Source organism: Actinosynnema sp. NPDC023794 (assembly GCF_040639675.1).
Taxonomy (GTDB): domain Bacteria; phylum Actinomycetota; class Actinomycetes; order Mycobacteriales; family Pseudonocardiaceae; genus Actinosynnema; species Actinosynnema luteola.
This window is the reverse complement of sequence record NZ_JBFAFR010000064.1, coordinates 1-17,397: the sequence shown is the minus strand read 5'-3', so window position 1 is coordinate 17,397 and position 17,397 is coordinate 1. Positions and strand designations below refer to the sequence as shown.

The following is a 17,397-nucleotide window of genomic DNA, read 5'->3' as shown; positions in this document are numbered from 1 at the left end:
GGACCCCAAGCCCTTCATCTGGACCAAGGACGCGGACGAGATCCTCGACCGCCTCGCCTCATATCTTGATCGAATTCCTGGCGCAGGACACTAGTCGATGTAGGTGATCGGCGGCAGCGGGAGCACCGGGCCCTGTTCGAGCCCCAGCGCCCGCACGTGCTCGCCGAACCACTTCTCGTGCGAGGCCTGCAGCGAGCCGTCCGCGCGCATCCGGGCGATCACGCCGTTGACGAACCGGACCAGGTCCTTGTGCTTGGCGCTGATCGCGACGCCCGCCGTGCCGCCGCCCTGGCCCGGCAGGTCGGTCAGCTCGGTGCCGGGATCCTGCATCTGCAAACCCTGCAGGATCGGGAAGTCGGTGTAGACCGCGTCCACGAGACCGCGTTGCAGCAGCATGAGGCACTCGCTGGAGTCGGGTGTGGACACCGGCTCGACGCCGGTGGTCCGCTGCGACTCGAGCAGGTCGACGATGCTCGTGGTGGCCGACGCGGCACACACCTTCCGACCGCGCAGCTCGTCCAGCGAGTCGCGCGCCTCGGTGCCGCTGCGGGTGAGCAGGCCCGCGTTCGTGGTGAGGTAGGGCGTCGAGTAGACGACGTCGTGGTTGTAGACGCGGTCGCAGGTCATCGTCACGTCGGCGACGACCATGTCGACGACCGGGACCTCCTCCAACGCCTGGTCGGCTTCCCTGGTGGCGTTGTTCTTGTCGGTGTCGAGCGCCAGCAGCCTGCTGCCGGTGGGCATGGTGACCAGGCGCAGCATCGGGTCGTTGCGCTGGAGCGGACGGCCGAACAGCTCGGTCGCGATCCGGTTGATCAGGTCGATCTCGAAGCCCTCCATCTCCCCCGTCACCTGGTCGCGGCGGCTGAGGAGCGGGGTGGTCTGGCTGACGCCGACGTCCAGGCCGTTCTCGCGGATCTCCGCGAGCGTCCCGCCGTCGAGCACGCTCGTGCCGTCGCTGAGGCCACCTGCGGGGTTGAGCGTGCGCGTCGGGTCGTACTTCGCCCTGCCCTCCTGCGTCGTGCACTCCGGCGGCAGCGAGGCCGGCTGCCCGGGGTCGCGGTAGCCGTTGGGCAGCACGGGTTCGGCCGTCCGCTCGGCGGGCTGGGCGGGCTGGGCCGCGCAGCCCGCGAGCAGCAGGAGTGCCAGCAGCAAGCGCTTCATCGGTAGTACTCCGCGATCCGGGGCCGGAGCCCGGCCAGTGCCGCGATGGCCGCTCCCGCCATCAGCAGGGCGAAGACGACGTCCAGTCCGCTGATCCACGCGCGCGCCTCGGCGGTGGAGTGGGCGGAGGCACTGGTGTAGGCCGAGATCGCCGCGGTGAGGTGCTCGTCCACCAGTTCCGCGGTCGACTTGCCCTGCTCGGGCGGCGTCACGAGCGCGACGGTCTCCGGGTAGGTCGGCTTCGAGTCGGTGGTGACCAGCCTGGAGTCCGCGTCGGTCCACTTCCGCGTCGCGTCGGCCGCCTGGTCGATGTGCTCGCGGTCGGTGGCGGATCCCGCCGCCTGCGCGATGAGCCCGGCGATGTCGGCGAGGTCCTTCCTCAACGCCTCCTTGTCGCCGACCGAGGGGTAGATCAGCAGTCGGGCCTCGTTGCCGTCCGCGGACCGGCCGACGTTGCGCGCCTCCGCGAGCGGCGCGACGACCTTCTCCCGGTTCTGGATGCTGTCCTCGGCGTGGCTGCTGGAGATCAGCAGCGGGATCGAGGTGACCAGGAGCGCGACGCCGGTGAGCACCGCGGCGACGATGAGGCCGGTGTTGTAGCGGCGCTTGGTGCGCCGGAAGAGGAACCTGTTCGACCAGTGGAGAACGCCCAGCACGGTGAACCCGAGCAGCCAGACGAGCCAGGACTGGCCGGTGGCGTCCTGTTGGGCCTTGGTGAGGTTCTTGACCTGCTCGCTGTGCAGTGCCGCCGCGTCTTCGAGGATCTTGCCGCGCGCCAGGAAGCTCGCCTGGTTCAGGTAGGAGGTGGCGACCGGGTGGCCCTCGCGGCCGGCGCTCCAGCCGCTCTCCACGAGCTGCACGTACTGCGGTACCAGGTCGGTGATGCGCTGGATGCGCTCCGCCGCACTCCCACCACCATCGCGCTCCGCCGCCGTTCGCAACGCGTCGAGTGCGTCGAAGACGTTCTCGCGCACCTTCTGCTGCAACTGCGGCGAGCGTTGCTGGTCGACCAGCAACGCGTCGAGCGAGGTGGCGTCGGCGTCCGCGAACGCGCGGTAGACGTCGAGAGCCGCGGACGTGAGCACGCCGCGCCTTTCCACCGCGTCGTCCAGCATGTCCTGCCTGTCCTGCAGGACCAACCAGCCGATCAGCCCGAGCAGCAGCGCCGACGCGGACGTGCACGCGGCGATCATGGTCAGTTTGCCTTCGGTGCGCCGGAGATAGGCGCGCAACTCCTTGCGCACGCTCGTTCGACACCTCCGCCCTTGATCGGGCCGAGTGAATCACCCGGTGCCGCCCGGCGTCGCCGGAATCGGTGAAGTGCACACGTTCGGCCCTACCCCCGCGCTGCACCCCTGTGGCCGTGACCACCGGATACGTGGTGTGCTCGCGCCCGGTCGAGGTCCCGGCGTTCCCGGCCGCGTCGTCGAGTGCGGCAGGGAACGCCGGTACGCCGAGAGCCACGTCCGGGTCGTCGCCGAAGTCGGGCCGCGACCGGAGTTCTGCCCGTCGTACCGGTCGGCCCAGCTGACGTGGATGTGCGGGTTCGCCCCGCTGTGGGGCTGCCTCCCGCCGGCGCCTCGTAAGCCCTCTGGATCCGCTTGTTCCGAATGACGTACACGAGGCCGAAGCGGCGGGCCGCCTCTGGTCGCGCTTCACCCGCCCAGCCGACCGATCGCGGTCGCCGTCGCGGCGTCGGGGTCACCACCAGGCGGTGGAGTTGCCCGCCGTGCACGTGCCGTTCGGGTCGACCACGTAGCACGCCCGGAAGGCGCGGTTCGGGCTCGAACTCGTGGGGTAGGCCTGCGTGTAGTTGCGGCTGCCCGCGGTGTAGGTCGAGAAGTCGTCCGCGACCCGGTCCCCGTTCAGGTCGACCTCGAAGCGGATGAACTCCTGACCGCTGTAGTCGAGGATCCGCCCCCAGCCGTACTGCGCGCCGCCGCAGGTGCCGTAGCGGACCTGGACCACCCGGCTGTCGACCGTGCGCTGCACCGCCGTGAGTGGGTTCGCGCACGTCGCCGGGTCGCTCCACCACGGAGCGGCAGCGGATGCGGATGCGGTGGTGGCGGCGATCAGAGCCGTGGTCATGGCGGCGGTCGTCAGGACAGCCGCCACCTTCGTCGTCTTCGTCATCGTTCCCCCTGTTACCAGTTCGACGGGGGCGGTCGGCGCTGCACCTGTGTCTGCGGTCGTGCCCGGGCTTCTGCCCACATCGGCCGTGGTGTCATCGCTCCCCCACCCAGATGAGCACCTCACCGCCCGTCCTCATGGTCGCACCACTGGTGGAGCATCGGCATCATCTCGTTCGGGTGAATACGCGGCATCCGATCACACAGCGCTATCCCCGATCGCAGGGCGCCACCCTCCTCGGCGAGGTGGAAACGGTCCGAACAGGTTTCACGATCAATGTCCTCCGTCGGGCAACCTCGCCGCGCACGAGGTGCGTTCCTGATTGGGTAGAGGCACGACACAGGAGGTCAACCAGGTGAAACGGTCCGAGGAGAACGCGTACCGCGAGTACGTGACGGCTCGAATGGAGCCCCTGCGGCGCACCGCGTACCTCCTGTGCCGGGACTGGCACATGGCGGACGACCTCGTGTCGATCACCATCAGCAAGCTGTACCGGCACTGGCCGAGGGTCGGCGGGACGGCCGGCATCGACGCGTACGTCCGCAAGGCGCTGCTGCGCACCTGGCTGGACGAGAAGCGGAGGCCGTGGCGGCGCGAGCAGTCCGTGGAGGAGCTGCCGGAGCTGCCGACGGTGGCCGAGTTCGCCGTGGTCAACCGGGCCCAGCTGCTCCACCTGCTCGACGGTCTCCCCCCGAGGCGGCGGGCCGCCGTCGTACTGCGCCTCTACCTCGATCTCTCGGTGGAGGAGACCGCCGAGATCCTCGGCTGCTCGGTGGGCACCGTGAAGAGCCAGACCGCGCGGGGGCTCGACACGTTGCGCACCAGCGCGGCGCAGGCGACCAGGGAGGGGTACTGATGGACAAGCAACTGTTCGACGACGCGATCGGCGAGGTGCCGCCGTCCACGGTCGACGTGGACGCGGTCATCGTCCGCGGCCGCCGCGCGGTCCGGCTTCGCCGGGTGGCGAACCCGGCGGTCGCCGCCGGGGTGGCCGTCGTGGTGCTGACCGGCGCCGTCGCGTACACGCTGACCAGCGACGGCGGTGGGGGCACACCGGTCGGCGGGCCGCCGGGCACCACCTCCGCGGTGTCACCGTCCTCGACCACGCAGGAACAGCCGGCCGACTCGGAGGTGTCCACGCCGTCGGTCATCACCGTGGATGAGGAGGTGCCACCGCCCCAGTGCGAGGGCAGGCTGGAACCCGCGGCCGAAGCCGCCGCGCGGCTGACCCTGGCGACGACGGACGCGGTCAAGGCACAGCGGCCTGACCTGAAGCTGTCGACCAACCCCGCGGGCGACTACCCGGCGGGCACGCCACACGGGCCGCTCGACTACCACCAGGTGCGCGCGATGGACCCGAGTGTCGAGCTGTCCATCTGCGACCCCATGGCCACCTTCGAGGCGTCGGCGACCACGACCGCGGCGGACGGGAGCGGGAACATCTTCGTCCTCATGGAGCCGACGTGGCACGACGGCCTGGGCCCCGTATGTGCCGCTCCTGGCCTCGGGATCCGGACTTCCTGCGTGACGGAGACCGGCCCACGGGGTGAGGAGATCGTCAAGCAGACGGCGGACATGGGGGGCGGCGTCACGATGAACCAGGTGCTGGTCCACCGCAAGGACGGCACGCAGGTCCTCGTCCAGGCCGAGAACATCGGCACCTCCGGCAAGATCGGTGGCGCGCCGACCGCGTCGGAGCCGCCGCTGACCCTCGACCAGCTGGTCGCGATCGGTGTCGACCGGGCACTGACGATGTTCCCGGGCCAGTAGGACGTCGCCAGGTGCTGTTGAGCTGGGATCTTGTTCGGCTGCTTGTGGTCTGGACAGGTTGTCGACCGGTGTGACGGCGGCCTGTCCAGACCCCGAGTAGGGGTTGGCGGTGGCGGAGGACGGCCATTCCGCGAGCAGCCGGCACCCCGGGAGGCTGCCATCCGGTTCTTCGGGATGCGGCGATCGGCCGGGCTCACCCGCAACGCCACGAACCGCGACCGCACCCGCCCGGCGGGTTGGCCGGGCTCTTGTCGGAGCCGTGGCTCCGGACCACGAGCTTCCGGGCCGACCGGCCCGCGGCCGTCACCGGCGTCTTCAGGTCGATCGGCGGATCGACGCCTGCCCCGCCGCCCGTCACCTGCGAGTGGTGACCGGCTCAGGCGTCACGGCCAGGATCGTCTCCAGCGGCCCGGCGGAGTTCGACTATCCGCACGACCCGGCTCATGGGCTCGCTGAACGAGCTCACGATCTTGGCGATGCCCGCGAACACCGCGAAGACGAACACGCCGAGCGCCCAGACCGGTGTCCCCTGCTCCACTAAGCGCACCACCACCGCGCCCAGGTCCTTCAAGGCCAGCACGGTCGCCGAGACGAGCACGGCCAAGACCCCGATGCCGAGCACGAGCAGCCGCCGCCCCTGGCGATCGAAGCGGGCACGGGATGCGGTGTGACGAACCTCATTGTCCATACCGGCCAACGTAGTGGAGCACGTCGAAGCGGCGACATGCCACAACTGCCAAGGCGGGAAGCCCATTTCTGTCGACTTCCACCAAAGCCGCTCGACCCCGGGTCCCCGGTCGACGGCAAGGCCGGTGGCGCGGGTCTTGAGGTCAGAACGTGGCGATCGGGTTGACCGGGCTGCCGGACGTGCCGGCGAAGCGGACCGGCGCGACCGCGAGCTGGAAGTCCCACTGGCCGAGCTCGGCCGCCGTCGTCGCGCACGCCTCCAGGTCACAGTTGTCGAGCAGCCACAGGCCCATCGCGACCAGGCCCACGGCGTGGACCGGCATCAACACGTCCTCGTACCCCGACGGCTGAACGTCCTGAGGGGTGTCGGCGCCGATCAGCGCGACCCCCCGTTCGCGCAGCCACGGCAGGCAGGACGCGTGCCAGCCGGCCTGCGTGACACCGCCGGACGCGCCGGCCTCGTGCCGGGCGCGGCCGTGGCCGGTCCGCAGGAGCACCGCGTCACCGGACCGCACCCGCACGCCCTGGCGGCGCTCGGCCTCCTCCAGATCCTCGGGGAACACGCCCTGCCCCGGTTCCAGCCACGGCACGTCGCGGACCCTCGCGACGTCCAGCAGGACACCGCGCGTGACGATCCCGTTCGCCGCCGCGGTGACGGCCGCCCACGCCGATCCCGTCCCGGCGTCGACCACCGAGTGCGACCGCCCGTTGTACATCGTGCCGTCCCAGAAGAGGTGGCACGGCGAGTCGACGTGGGTGATGGTGTTGCCGTGGAACGTGATGCCGAGCCGCTCGGACGAGAAGCCCCAGCGCCGGTCGTTGCGGAACCCGGGCACCGGCATGTCCTCGGCGCCCGGCATGTCGGCGGCGCACGGGCACGTCGTCGTCGACCGCTCCATCTCCTCCGGCACGGCGACCTCCCACGCGCACGACACGCTCCTGCCGTGGCGCACGGCCCGCGCCGCCGCCAGCCGGACGTCGTCGGTGATGTGGTTCAGCGTGCCGAGCTCGTCGTCGTCGCCCCAGCGTCCCCAGTTCGACAACGTGCTGAAGTACCCGAGCACGTCGTCCTGAGTGGGCATCGGTCGCTCAGCCGTCATCCCGGGATCGACTCCTCCGGTCACGCGGTCCGACGCGCCGAGGCACCCGCTGAACCGGCATGGCACCAGATCGGTGGACCGGCAGGCGACCGGTCGGGAGCAAGGGTATGGCACGCCTGTGGCGCCGTGACGACTCGGCCTCCCGGACTGGTGCGCGGGCGTGGCGGATCGGCCGGACGGGCGTGCCGGCCGGCCGATCCGAGCACCCGGGAACCCTCAGGCTGCCAGGGCTTCCGCGCCGCGCGCCGGCAGCGCCGGGGCGCCGCTGATGAGGTCGGCGGCCTTCTCGGCGATCGCGATGACCGGGGCGTTGGTGTTGCCGCGGATGATCGTCGGCATCACCGAGGCGTCGACCACGCGCAACCCCTCGACGCCCATGACGCGCAGTTCGGCGTCCACGACCTGCCCCATCGCGCATGTGCCGACGGGGTGGTAGGTCGACTGCGTGCGGGCCCGCGCGTAGGCGCGCAGATCCTCCTCCGAAGTGGACGCCGGAGGCCGGAACGCCGTTTCCGTGTACGGCTCCAGCGACGCCGTGCCGGCGATCTCCACCGCGATCCGCAACGCGCGCACGGCCGTGTCCAGGTCGGCGCGATCGGCGTAGTAGTTGTGCACGATCCGCGGCTTGGCCGTCGGGTCGTCCGAGCCCAGCGACACGTGCCCGCGGCTCAGCGGCGTGAGCAGCGACGCCCCCAGCGTGATCGCGTGCGCCGTGGGCGCGGCCAGGCCGCTGTCGACCATCATCACCGGCACGGTGAGGAACTCGACGTCCGGCGCCGGCAGGCCGCTCAGCGTCCGCACGAAACCGCCGGCCTCGGGGCCGTTGGAGGTGAGCGGGCCCCGACCCTCGGTGACGAACTGCTGGACGGACTCGGGTGCGCCGGCCGCCAGCATGCTGATCGGGTGCCGGTGGGTGTAGACCAGCGTCACGAGCGCGTGGTCCTGGAGGTTCTGACCGACCAGCGGCTGGTCGAGCACGACCGGGATGTTCAGCGCGCCCAGCATCGCGGCCGGCCCGATGCCCGACAGCATCAGCAGCTGCGGCGAGTTGTACGCCCCGGCGGCGAGGACGACCTCGCGCTCGGCGCGCACGGTGATCTCCTCGCCGGCGCGGTGGCCGACCACGCCCGTGGCGCGTCCGCCCTCGACCAGCACGCGGTCGGTCTGGAGGTTCGCCTCCAACGTGAGGTTCGGGCGGTGCAGCACCGGGTGCAGGAACGCGGTCGCGGCGCTGGACCGGCGGCCGTCGCGCTGGTTGACCTGGAAGTAGCCGAACCCTTCCTGGGTGGGGCCGTTGAAGTCGTCGTTGGGGGCGAACCCGACCGCCGCGGCGGCGTCGAGGAACGCCGTGGACATGGGGTTGCGCGCGCGGTTGTCCGACACGCCCAGCGGGCCGCCCACGCCGTGGAACGCCGACTCGCCGCGTTCGTTGTCCTCCGAGCGCAGGAAGTAGCCGAGCAGGTCGTCGAAACCCCATCCCGGCTGCCCCCAGGCGTCGAAGTCCAGCGGGTTGCCGCGCACGTAGATCATCGAGTTGATCGAGCTGGTGCCGCCCAGCACCCGGCCCTGCGGCAGGAACACGCGGCGCCCGTTGAGGCCCGGCTCGTCGTGGGTGTCGTAGTCCCAGTCCACGCCCGTGCGGAACAGCTTCGCGAAACCGGCCGGCACGTGGATGTTCTCCGCGGTGTCGAGTGGACCGGCTTCCACCACGCAGACGGTGACGTCCGGGTCCTCGGTGAGCCGTGCCGCCAGCACGCAGCCCGCGGACCCGCCGCCGACGATCACGTAGTCGTACATCCGGTTCTCCCTCTGGAACGGGCGGCCCGCGCGCCGCCGGACGCCGCGCACGATCCGTCGTCCGACTCCTGGACCGTGCGCGGCCTGCGGACGTGCTGGAGGAGGATCAGCCCTCGATCGGGCTGGGCCGGCAGGACGCGAGCCGCTGTGGACCGGATCGCCACCGCGGACGAGCGGTCGCGGAGTTGCCGAGCGCCCGGGAACCCGAGTCTCCGCGACGCGCCGCCGGACGTGGCCGCGACCGGTGCGGCAGTGGTCGCCGGACTCGTCCTGGCCCGGGCGAACCGGCCAGAACCATTGCTCCTCCAGTACACGGCAGCGATGTCGTCATCGTGACTCGGGCGGTCGGGCCGGGACTACTTCGGGGTTGCCTGGTCTGAGCGCCGCGATCACGCGCGAATGTCGTGCGGGTCGACCGGACGAGGACCTGCGCGCCCACGCGCGCCGGTGCTCCGAGACGGCCTACCACGTGGCCGGGTCGTGCGCGACGGGCATGGTCGTCGACCTCGAACCGAAGGTCATGGGCTGGAGCGGGACCGTGGACGCGTCGGTCATGCCGTCGGTGCTCGCCACCCCGTCGGCCCGACGATCGCGATCGTGGAGAAGGCGTCCGACATCATCCTCGGCCCTGTTCCGCCGTGGTCACGGCGACCTCCTCACTCGGGACCGGGCCCGCTCCTCGTCACGCCGCCGCGGCGGCGGCCCGCTTCGCCCGGGCCACCGTGCGGGCGAGGAAGACGGCCACGATGGCGGCGACCGCGGCCAGCACCGCCAAGTAGGTGGCCGTGCTCGTGGTGGCGTCGGACGAGGACTCGGGCGTCAGCGGACGCCCGGCCAGGGTCAGGAAGACGCTGCCGAACACGGCGATGCCGGTCACCTGGCCGAGCTGCATGGTCGTGGTCAGCAGGCCACTGGCGTCCGCGGCCTCCCGCATCGGCACGTGCACCAGCGACAGCACCAGGAGCGGGCTGAACGCCAAGCCGACGCCGCCGCCGCCCACCACCAACGAGACCCACATCAGCGCGCCGTGCGGGTCGGACTGCGCGCTCGCGGCGATACCGGTGTAGCCGAGGGCGCACAGCACCATGCCGATGGTCGGCACGAGGTGGTGGATGCGCGGGGGGAGCTCACGCCAGAAGAAGCCCACCAGGCCGAACGCGGCGGCCATCGGCGTGAACGCCAGACCCGCGAACAGCGCCGAGTCGCCGAGGCCCTGCTGGAGGTGCAGCGCGAAGGCGAACAGGAAGCCGCCGTAGGCGATCTGGTTGAGCAGCAGGGTGGACGTGCCCGTGCCCGTGCCGGCCGCCTTGAACACGTCCAGGTTCAGCAGCGGGTCGCCGCCGCGGGCGCCGACGCGCTTCTCCACGACCACGAACACGACCGCGAGCACGAGGCCGAGCGCCACGCAGGTGAACGTCCACGCGGGCCAACCGGCCTCGTGGCCGAGCACCAGCGGCAGCACGATCAGGAACACCGCGGGCACCGAGACGGCCAGGCCGACCAGGTCGAGCTCGCGGGTGCCGCGCGGCGCGTCGGCCTCCATCAGCTTCGGCACCAGCAGCACCAGGGCGATGCCGATCGGCACGTTGACCAGGAACGCCGGCCGCCACGTCAGGTCGGCGATGTCGGCGTTGACGATGACGCCGCCGAGGACCATGCCCGCCACGGCGCCGACCGACAGCACCGCGCCGTATGCGCTGAGCGCCTTGGCCCGGGCCTGGCCGGTGAACCGCGTCTGGATGACGCTCATGATCTGCGGCACCATGACGGCCGCCGCGGCGCCCTGGACGAACCGGGCGACGATCAACACGAGCGTGGCCGGCGCGACACCGCAGACCAGCGACGCCACGGTGAAGCCGATGACGCCGATCAGGTACGTGCGCCGCCTGCCGTGCAGGTCGCCCAGCCGGGCTCCGGTGATCAGCAGCGTCGCGTACGCGACGGTGTAGCCGCCGACGACCAGTTGCAGGGAGGCGCCGGACGCGTCGAGGTCGACGCCGATGGTGGGCATGGCGACGTTGACGATCGTGACGTCCAGCAGGGCCATGAACTGGCCCAGCAGCAGTGCCGCCAACATCCCCCACGGGTGCTTGCCCGAGGCTTCCTGTGCCGGCGAGGAAGTGGCTCGTCGGGTTGTCATGCGGCCACTGTGGCGGCTCGGGCGGGAAGGCGGGTAGAGCCCGCGAACACTGTTACCGGCACTACCATGGATCACGCTGTGCGAAGCCGTGGAGGCACAGCGTGAGGATGGGGTCGATGAGCGTCGAGACCACGGCGACGGTGCGGGCTCGTCGCCGAGCCGAACTCGGGCAGTTCCTCAGGGCGTGTCGCGCGAGGTTGAGCCCGGAGGACGTCGGGCTGCCGCCGGGAACCCGCAGGCGCACCGCGGGCCTGCGGCGCGAGGAGGTCGCGATGCTCGCCGGTGTGGGGGTCACCTGGTACACCTGGATGGAGCAGGGCAGGCCGATCAACGTCAGCACGCAGGTCCTCGACGCCGTCGCGCGCACCCTCCGGCTGGACGCGACCGAGCGCCGGCACCTCTATCACCTCGCCGAGGCCACCCCTCAGCGCATCGGCACGACGGCGACGAAGATCCCCGACGGGATCCGGGCCGTGCTCCGCGGCCTGGACCCGCTGCCCGCGACGCTGATCAACGCCCGGTACGACGTGATCCTGGCCAACGACGCCCACGCCGACCTGCTGCGGCAGTGGCACTCGATGCCGTGCGTGCACCGCAACATGCTGTGGTGCCACCTGACCGAGCCCACCGCCAGGCAGACGCTGCTCAACTACGACGAGGAAGTGCCCTACACGGTGGCCCGCCTGCGCGCCGACTACGCCCGCCACGTGGGCGACCCGGTGTGGGAGGAGGACATCCGGCGGCTGCTCGCGCTCAGCGACGAGTTCGCGGAGCTGTGGGCGCGGCACGAGGTCGCCGAGCCGGAGGCCCGCATCCGCAAGCTGTCCAACCGCGACGCGGGCGACATGGCGTTCTCGATCAACGAGCTGGAGGTGGCGTCGACAGGCGGGATGCGGATCGAGGTCTACGTCCCGGCCGACGAGACGACCGAGCAGCGCCTGCCGCTGACCAGGGGACACGTGACGGGGGCCTGCTGACCCGGGTGGGCTGTGCGCCGGGACGTCCGACGTCCCGGCGCCCGCTGGAAGAGGTCGTCCTAGAAGAAGAGGTCGTCCTCGTGCACGAAGCCGACGAGGTCCTTGTTGACGTTGTCGTGGTCGAGCACCAGCGCCCAGTACTCGCCCTCGTACATCTGATCCGTGACGGCCAGCAGGGCGAGGTCGTGCCCGGCCTGGATGACGCCGTAGCCGCAGGCCATCAACGGGCAGCTGTGCGCCCACATCTCGGCGGCCGGGCGGTTCGGACCGGTGCCGACCGAGGCGCACGGCTGGTGGACGTTGTCCTGGTACAGGGCCGTCGTGTCCACGAAACCCGCGATCGGCAGGTTCGGATTGGTCGGGTGGGTGGTAAGCACCATGTTCCAGAAGATGCCGACGTTCGAGGTGTAGCAGTACGCCATGATGAACGAGTTCGCCGGGATGGGGTGGTAACCGCAGCTCAGGGAGGCGCACTGGCGCACCCACGCGGTTGTAGTGGTGTACGTCGTGACGACGGACTCCTGGACGTCCACCATCTCGATCGCCGCGCTGCCCCCGGAGGCGGCTGCCGCCGACACCTGGACGTCGACCGCGGGCGTTGCCGGGGCGGCGGTCGCGCTCGACTCGGGCGCGGCGACGAGGGCCAGAGCCGTCGCCACAGCGCCCAAGAACGATCTGAACTCGTGCATCAACTGTTCCTCTGCGGGAGAGGCGCCGGGAAAGCCCGAAGCCGAATGTGCGAAAGCGCGCCAGTCGCTGGATGAATGGGAGTCGAAGCGCGTCCAGATCGTCTCGGCGTGGCTTCCCGTCGTCAACAAACCCGTCCCGCCGGCGGGATCCCCACCAGCCCGAGCTCACGGGTCGACGCCGGGCGCGAACTCCTCCTCCGGACGCGTTCGCACCCCGGCGGCCGCCCTCGTGCCCCGGGCACGACGTCTCCGGGCGGGGAGGATGCCGAGCCGTGCCCGTCGAAGCGGTGCCGGCGGTGGGTGGTCCTCCCCCGGTTCGGCGGAGTCGGCGAGCGGCAGGACGGCGCGGAGCCGGAAGCCGCCGGCGGGCGTGCGGGCGGTGCTCAGGCTGCCGCCGAGCGCGGCCAGCCGTTCGCGCAGACCGGTCAGGCCGTGACCGGTGGACAGCGGGCCGTGGTGGGTGGCGCCGTGCCCGCCCTCGTCGTGGACCTGGATCTCGACCTGGTCCGCCGCCCAGGTCAGCAGCACCTCGACGGACGCGCCGGTGCCCGCGTGCTTGGTGACGTTGGTCAGGGCTTCCTGCGCCACCCGGTACACCGCGAGGTCTACGGTGGGCGCGACCGGACTGGGTTCGCCCACGACGCGCGACTCGACGCGCAGCCCCGCCGCCCGGAACGAGTCCAGCAGGGCCGGGATGTCGTCGACGCCGGGCTGCGGCTCGGCCGGCTCGCCGTCGGCGCGCAGGACCTCCAGCATCCTGCGCAGCTCCCCCATCGCGTTCTCGCCCAGGCGCTGGATCGTGTCGAACGCGCGCTCGGCCCGGTCCGGGTCGCGGTCGACCACCCTTCGCCCGCCCGCGGCCTGGAGCACGATCACGGTGACCGCGTGGGACACCACGTCGTGCAGTTCCCGGGCGATCCGGCCGCGCTCCTCCGTGACGGCCTGGTGCGCCTCCAGCTCTCGCCTCGCCTCCAGCACCCGCGCGTGCTCCCGGCTGGTCCGGACCCACCGGCCGGTCGCCCACACCGACAGCGGCAACAAGGTCAGGTAGGCAGCCGCCGCGACGTCCACGACGAGGTCTTCGAGACCGCTGGGGTCGAAGTCGGGCGTGGAGGTGGAGAACGCGTAGAGCAGCGCGCCGCCCAGGGCCACGCCCGCGACCCGCACCCGGCACCGCTCGGCGACGGTGAACAGGGCGAGGTACACGACGATCTCGGGGCGGAAGTCGAAGCCGCTGACGGGCGAGGCCAGCACGGCCAGCGCCAGCACCACGACGAACACCGCCATCGGGTGGCGCCGCCGCACCATGAGCACGACGAACACCAACCCCACGTACCCCAGGGCGACCCAGAAGTCCGGCTCTTCCGGCCGCAGCGGGACGTGCGAGTAGAGCACCACGTCCATCGCGCCCGCCGCCAGGGCAAGCCCGATGTCCGCGGCCACCGGGACGAGGCGGCTCCACGTCATGAGCAGCGAGCGCAGTTGACGATGTTGTGCTTCGCGCACGCCTTGTCGCCCGGGATCGGAGGGCCGGTGCCCGCGGATTCGAACGCCGCCCGCGCGTCACCTCCGTGGGCGGCGATCGCGGCCTCCAGCGCGACCGACTCGGGCATCACGGCGTTCGGCGCGTGCCGTGACGCCGCGGCGAGGTCGAGGACGGCGAACTCCGCGCCGGCGACCCTCAGCGCGTTCACCTCGGCCGGCGGGATGCGCTCGACCGGGCTCTCGTCCGCCGCGGCGAGCACGACCTCGACGTCGAGGCTGCCGTCCAGCAAGCCGGGTGGCGGGTCCGGCACCACGACCCGGGTCGGCTCGACGAGCCAGCCCGCGGCGACGTGGCCTCCCCCGGTCTGCGCCGAGGCCCCCGCCTCGATGGAAACGACGACGTGTGCTGCCGTCATGGTCACCCCCTGGCGAATCCGTTCACGTCACGACTGCGAAGAGCAGCGTGCGGCTGTCCCATCGTCCAGCCCCGGACCGACCTTGGGCATCCCCGTATGGGATTACCACGAACGAGTGAACCCCGATCGTGTGATGACGTGCGAGCACAGGAGGTGCGCCGACAAGGGTCCACCCGCGACTGTGCGAGGTGGACAGTCCACTCGACGTTGTCGACACCTGCGTGTCGCTCCAGCCGCCGAGCCCGTCGAAGGCGGCGCGCAGCGCCTCGGCCCGCTCGCCGTGGCGCTCGAGGTGGCGGTGGCGCAGCTCCAGCCGGGTGCGGTCCGGCGACTCCTCGACGAAGTCGATCTCCACCTCGGTCTCCAGCGACGGGTCGCAGACCCAGTCGGCCCCGAACTGCCACAGCAGCACGAGCCGGTTCGGCGGCGATCACCGCGTGACCCGGCCCCACGGGCACTCGCCGGCGGAAGCGGTCACATCGGTGAGCCTGGACTAACGGAGTGGCACTGCCAACCGTTCGTCGTGACTTACCGAAGGGTGGAGAACCCTGGCGACCCGCGGACCGCCTTGACACCGTTCGCACCCTTACCGAGAATCTGGAAAGCGCTTTCCACTGATTGGAGACCCCGCGGTGACCTCGTCCGACCCCCAGCGAGGACGCCGTGACCCGGTCGAAGGCTCCCTGCGCGCCCTCGGCCGCCTGTTCCGGCCGCACCGGCGACGCCTGGGCGGCGCGCTGGCGGTCTTCGTCGTCAAGCACAGCCCGGTCTGGCTGCTCCCCCTGGTCACGGCCACGATCGTGGACACCGTGGTGCTGCACCTGCCGCTCGACGGGATGTGGGTCGCCACGGGCCTGATCATGCTGATCCTGGTCGTCAACTACCCGCTGCACCTGTTCTACGTCCGCCTCCTGCACGGGAGCGTGCGGCGGGCGGGCACCGAGCTGCGGTCGGCCCTGTGCACCCGGTTGCAGGAGCTGTCCATCGGCTACCACAACCGGACGAGCGCGGGCGTGCTGCAGGCGAAGGTCGTCCGCGACGTCGAGACCGTCGAGCAGATGGTGCAGCAGACCACCGACACCGCGATGAGCGCGATCACCGTGCTGATCGGCGGCTTGACGATCGTCGGCGTCCGCGCACCGCACTTCCTGCCCCTGCTGCTGGTGATCGTGCCGCTCGCCGCCCTGGTGATCATGCGCCTGCGCACCAGCCTGCGCGACCACAACGAGGTCTTCCGCCACGACGTGGAACACCTGTCGGCCCGGGTGACCGAGATGACCCGGCTGATCCCCGTCACCCGCGCGCACGGCCTGGAAGGTCACGCCCTGCGGCGGATGGACGACACCCTGCGGAGGGTCCTGGCCTCAGGACTGCGACTGGACCTGCTCAACGGCCGGGTCGCCTCGCTGTCGTGGGTGTTCCTCAACATCCTCGCGGTGCTCTTCCTGACCGCCTCCGCGCTGGTCGCCTACCACGGCGCCTGGGGCATCACGGCGGGCGACGTCGTCATGCTCAGCGCCTTCCTGACCACCTCCACCACCTCCCTGGCCACCCTGATGACCCTGGCGCCGGTCATCTCCAAAGGACTGGAGTCCGTCCGCTCCACGAACGAGGTGCTGCGCACACCCGCCCTCGAGGACAACACCGGCAAGGCCGAGGTCACCGAGGTCCGCGGCGCGGTGGACTTCCAGGCCGTCGGCCACACCTACGACGGGACCGGCCGGTCGGCGGTGCACGACTTCACCCTCTCCGTCGCCCGGGGTGAGACGATCGCGCTGGTCGGCCCTTCGGGGGCGGGCAAGTCCACGGTGCTCAACCTGCTCATCGGCTTCATCCGCCCCCAGTCGGGCCGGATCCTCCTCGACGGCGTCGACATGGCGGAGCTCGACCTGCGCACCTACCGGCGCTTCATCTCCGTGGTGCCGCAGGAGCCGATCCTGTTCGACGGCACGGTCCGCGAGAACGTCGCCTTCGGCATGCCCGACGCGGACGAGGCAGCGGTCAGGACGGCCCTGCGCGACGCCAACGCCCTGGAGTTCGTCGACCACCTCCCGGACGGGCTCGACACCTCGGTCGCCGACCGCGGCTCCCACCTCTCCGGTGGCCAGCGGCAGCGCCTGGTGATCGCCCGGGCCCTGCTCCGCGACCCACGCCTGCTGATCCTCGACGAGGCCACCTCCGCCCTGGACACCCGGTCCGAGGCCTTGGTCCAGCAGGCGTTGGCCAGGCTCGTCCGCGGCCGGACCACCTTCGTCGTCGCCCACCGCCTGTCCACCGTCCAGGACGCCGACCGCATCGTCGTCATGCAGGACGGCGCGATCCAGGAGGTCGGCTCCCACGACGAGCTGCTGCGCCGCGGGGGCGCGTACACCCGGCTGCACGCGGGCCGACCGGCCTGACGCGGCCGGACATGGTCGTGGGGAACGACGACCCGACCACGGTCGGAACCTTCGAGAGCGCCGAAATTTGCGAGAATAGTTTCGAATTATTGCGAAATAACCGCTGAACACACCCTTGTTCACCGCGCACCGACCGAAGCGCCACCCACCCCACTTGACCTGGACTTCCAGCGCAGACCCAAGATCACACTTAACCGGTTCGCCGATGTTCACGCAGGTGAACCACCGCGTCGAACCGGCCTCAGACCAGGCCTTGATCGGCCAAACTGTTTCGGTTAATACTGCTTAACGTTTCGAACCCGAACAGCGTGTGGCTACGACGCAACGCTGCCACCCGCACCGAGCGGACCATCGACCGCTCCGACCCAACCACCCCACCCGCACTACCGCGGGTGCTCCTCAGAAAGCGCCGAACATGACGCTGACAGCGAAGTCAGTCTCAAGAGTCGCACTCGTGTCGACCTTGGTCGCCGCCGCCGCGGGCGCCGCGGTGCTCGTGGCGTCGCCCGCCAGCGGTGCCGCCTCCACGCTCGCGGCGGCGGCCCAGCAGAGCGGGCGGTACTTCGGCACCGCGGTGGCCGCCAACAAGCTGGGCGACTCGACCTACGTCGGGATCCTCAACCGCGAGTTCGACATGGTGACG

At 71.1% G+C, this 17,397-nt stretch carries 15 protein-coding genes and 3 pseudogenes; 6 read left to right on the top strand and 12 right to left on the bottom strand.

Translation table 11 applies throughout. From position 1 onward, the window contains the following. Window positions 1-90 precede the first annotated feature (90 nt). The 3 genes from AB0H12_RS44295 to AB0H12_RS44285 form a co-directional block, all read right to left on the bottom strand. Window positions 91-1,164 (bottom strand): transporter substrate-binding domain-containing protein, encoded by a 1,074-nt coding sequence (locus tag AB0H12_RS44295; protein WP_499632547.1) that lies wholly within the window; start codon window positions 1,162-1,164, stop codon window positions 91-93. Further along, window positions 1,161-2,408 (bottom strand): GlnX family signal transduction membrane protein, encoded by a 1,248-nt coding sequence (locus AB0H12_RS44290; protein ID WP_499632544.1) that lies wholly within the window; start codon window positions 2,406-2,408, stop codon window positions 1,161-1,163. The genes AB0H12_RS44295 and AB0H12_RS44290 overlap by 4 nt, the downstream gene beginning before the upstream one ends. 457 nt (window positions 2,409-2,865) lie before the next feature. After that, window positions 2,866-3,297, bottom strand: a complete 432-nt coding sequence (locus AB0H12_RS44285; protein WP_499632541.1) for a hypothetical protein — start codon at window positions 3,295-3,297, stop codon at window positions 2,866-2,868. Window positions 3,298-3,649: 352 nt separating this feature from the next. On the opposite strand from AB0H12_RS44285, the gene AB0H12_RS44280 reads away from it, so the two are divergent. Both AB0H12_RS44280 and AB0H12_RS44275 read left to right on the top strand, forming a co-directional pair. Continuing rightward, window positions 3,650-4,150 carry a SigE family RNA polymerase sigma factor gene (locus tag AB0H12_RS44280; RefSeq protein ID WP_499632538.1) on the top strand — a complete coding sequence of 167 codons (501 nt, stop codon included), beginning with the start codon at window positions 3,650-3,652 and terminating at the stop codon, window positions 4,148-4,150. After that, the gene (locus AB0H12_RS44275; RefSeq protein ID WP_499632549.1) at window positions 4,150-5,064 is read left to right on the top strand and encodes a hypothetical protein; all 915 of its coding nucleotides are present in this window, start codon (window positions 4,150-4,152) and stop codon (window positions 5,062-5,064) included. Before AB0H12_RS44280 ends, AB0H12_RS44275 begins: the two co-directional genes overlap by 1 nt. Before the next feature lie 111 nt (window positions 5,065-5,175). Here AB0H12_RS44275 and AB0H12_RS44270 read toward each other — a convergent pair. The 4 genes and pseudogenes from AB0H12_RS44270 to AB0H12_RS44255 all read right to left on the bottom strand — a co-directional run. Beyond that, window positions 5,176-5,398: pseudogene (locus AB0H12_RS44270) on the bottom strand (IS701 family transposase); the annotation flags it as partial. Window positions 5,399-5,440: 42 nt separating this feature from the next. Then, a complete protein-coding gene (locus AB0H12_RS44265) occupies window positions 5,441-5,752 on the bottom strand; it encodes a hypothetical protein (RefSeq protein WP_499632535.1) in 312 nt (103 codons plus the stop codon). Window positions 5,753-5,894: 142 nt separating this feature from the next. Then, a complete protein-coding gene (locus AB0H12_RS44260) occupies window positions 5,895-6,851 on the bottom strand; it encodes a cyclase family protein (protein ID WP_499632532.1) in 957 nt (318 codons plus the stop codon). Window positions 6,852-7,067: 216 nt separating this feature from the next. Further along, window positions 7,068-8,648 carry a GMC family oxidoreductase gene (locus AB0H12_RS44255; protein ID WP_499632530.1) on the bottom strand — a complete coding sequence of 527 codons (1,581 nt, stop codon included), beginning with the start codon at window positions 8,646-8,648 and terminating at the stop codon, window positions 7,068-7,070. Window positions 8,649-8,892: 244 nt separating this feature from the next. Between AB0H12_RS44255 and AB0H12_RS44250 the strand changes: the two are divergent. Then, window positions 8,893-9,207 (top strand): annotated as a pseudogene (locus AB0H12_RS44250) (GMC oxidoreductase); the annotation flags it as partial. A gap of 123 nt (window positions 9,208-9,330) precedes the next feature. On the opposite strand, the gene AB0H12_RS44245 reads toward AB0H12_RS44250, so the two are convergent. Continuing rightward, window positions 9,331-10,788 (bottom strand): MFS transporter, encoded by a 1,458-nt coding sequence (locus AB0H12_RS44245; RefSeq protein WP_499632527.1) that lies wholly within the window; start codon window positions 10,786-10,788, stop codon window positions 9,331-9,333. A gap of 116 nt (window positions 10,789-10,904) precedes the next feature. Between AB0H12_RS44245 and AB0H12_RS44240 the strand changes: the two genes are divergently transcribed. Beyond that, window positions 10,905-11,765: a helix-turn-helix transcriptional regulator gene (locus AB0H12_RS44240; protein ID WP_499632524.1), complete on the top strand. Its 861-nt coding sequence runs from the start codon at window positions 10,905-10,907 to the stop codon at window positions 11,763-11,765. A gap of 59 nt (window positions 11,766-11,824) precedes the next feature. Here the strand turns inward: AB0H12_RS44240 and AB0H12_RS44235 are convergent, their stop codons facing one another. The 4 genes from AB0H12_RS44235 to AB0H12_RS44220 all read right to left on the bottom strand — a co-directional run bounded on the left by AB0H12_RS44235 (window position 11,825) and on the right by AB0H12_RS44220 (window position 14,767). Further along, entirely contained in the window at window positions 11,825-12,454 is a 630-nt protein-coding gene (locus AB0H12_RS44235; protein WP_499632521.1) for a hypothetical protein, read from the bottom strand. A gap of 165 nt (window positions 12,455-12,619) precedes the next feature. Then, window positions 12,620-13,921 (bottom strand): sensor histidine kinase, encoded by a 1,302-nt coding sequence (locus AB0H12_RS44230; RefSeq protein ID WP_499632518.1) that lies wholly within the window; start codon window positions 13,919-13,921, stop codon window positions 12,620-12,622. Next, entirely contained in the window at window positions 13,918-14,355 is a 438-nt protein-coding gene (locus tag AB0H12_RS44225) for a hypothetical protein (RefSeq protein WP_499632516.1), read from the bottom strand. The genes AB0H12_RS44230 and AB0H12_RS44225 overlap by 4 nt, the downstream gene beginning before the upstream one ends. 22 nt (window positions 14,356-14,377) lie before the next feature. Beyond that, window positions 14,378-14,767: an SRPBCC family protein gene (locus AB0H12_RS44220; RefSeq protein WP_499632513.1), complete on the bottom strand. Its 390-nt coding sequence runs from the start codon at window positions 14,765-14,767 to the stop codon at window positions 14,378-14,380. 220 nt (window positions 14,768-14,987) lie between these two features. Between AB0H12_RS44220 and AB0H12_RS44215 the strand changes: the two genes are divergently transcribed. Together AB0H12_RS44215 and AB0H12_RS44210 are read left to right on the top strand one after the other, a co-directional pair. Continuing rightward, on the top strand, window positions 14,988-16,754 hold the full coding sequence (locus AB0H12_RS44215; RefSeq protein WP_499632510.1) for an ABC transporter ATP-binding protein: 1,767 nt from the start codon (window positions 14,988-14,990) through the stop codon (window positions 16,752-16,754). 454 nt (window positions 16,755-17,208) lie between these two features. Further along, window positions 17,209-17,397, top strand: a pseudogene (locus AB0H12_RS44210) (endo-1,4-beta-xylanase); the annotation flags it as partial.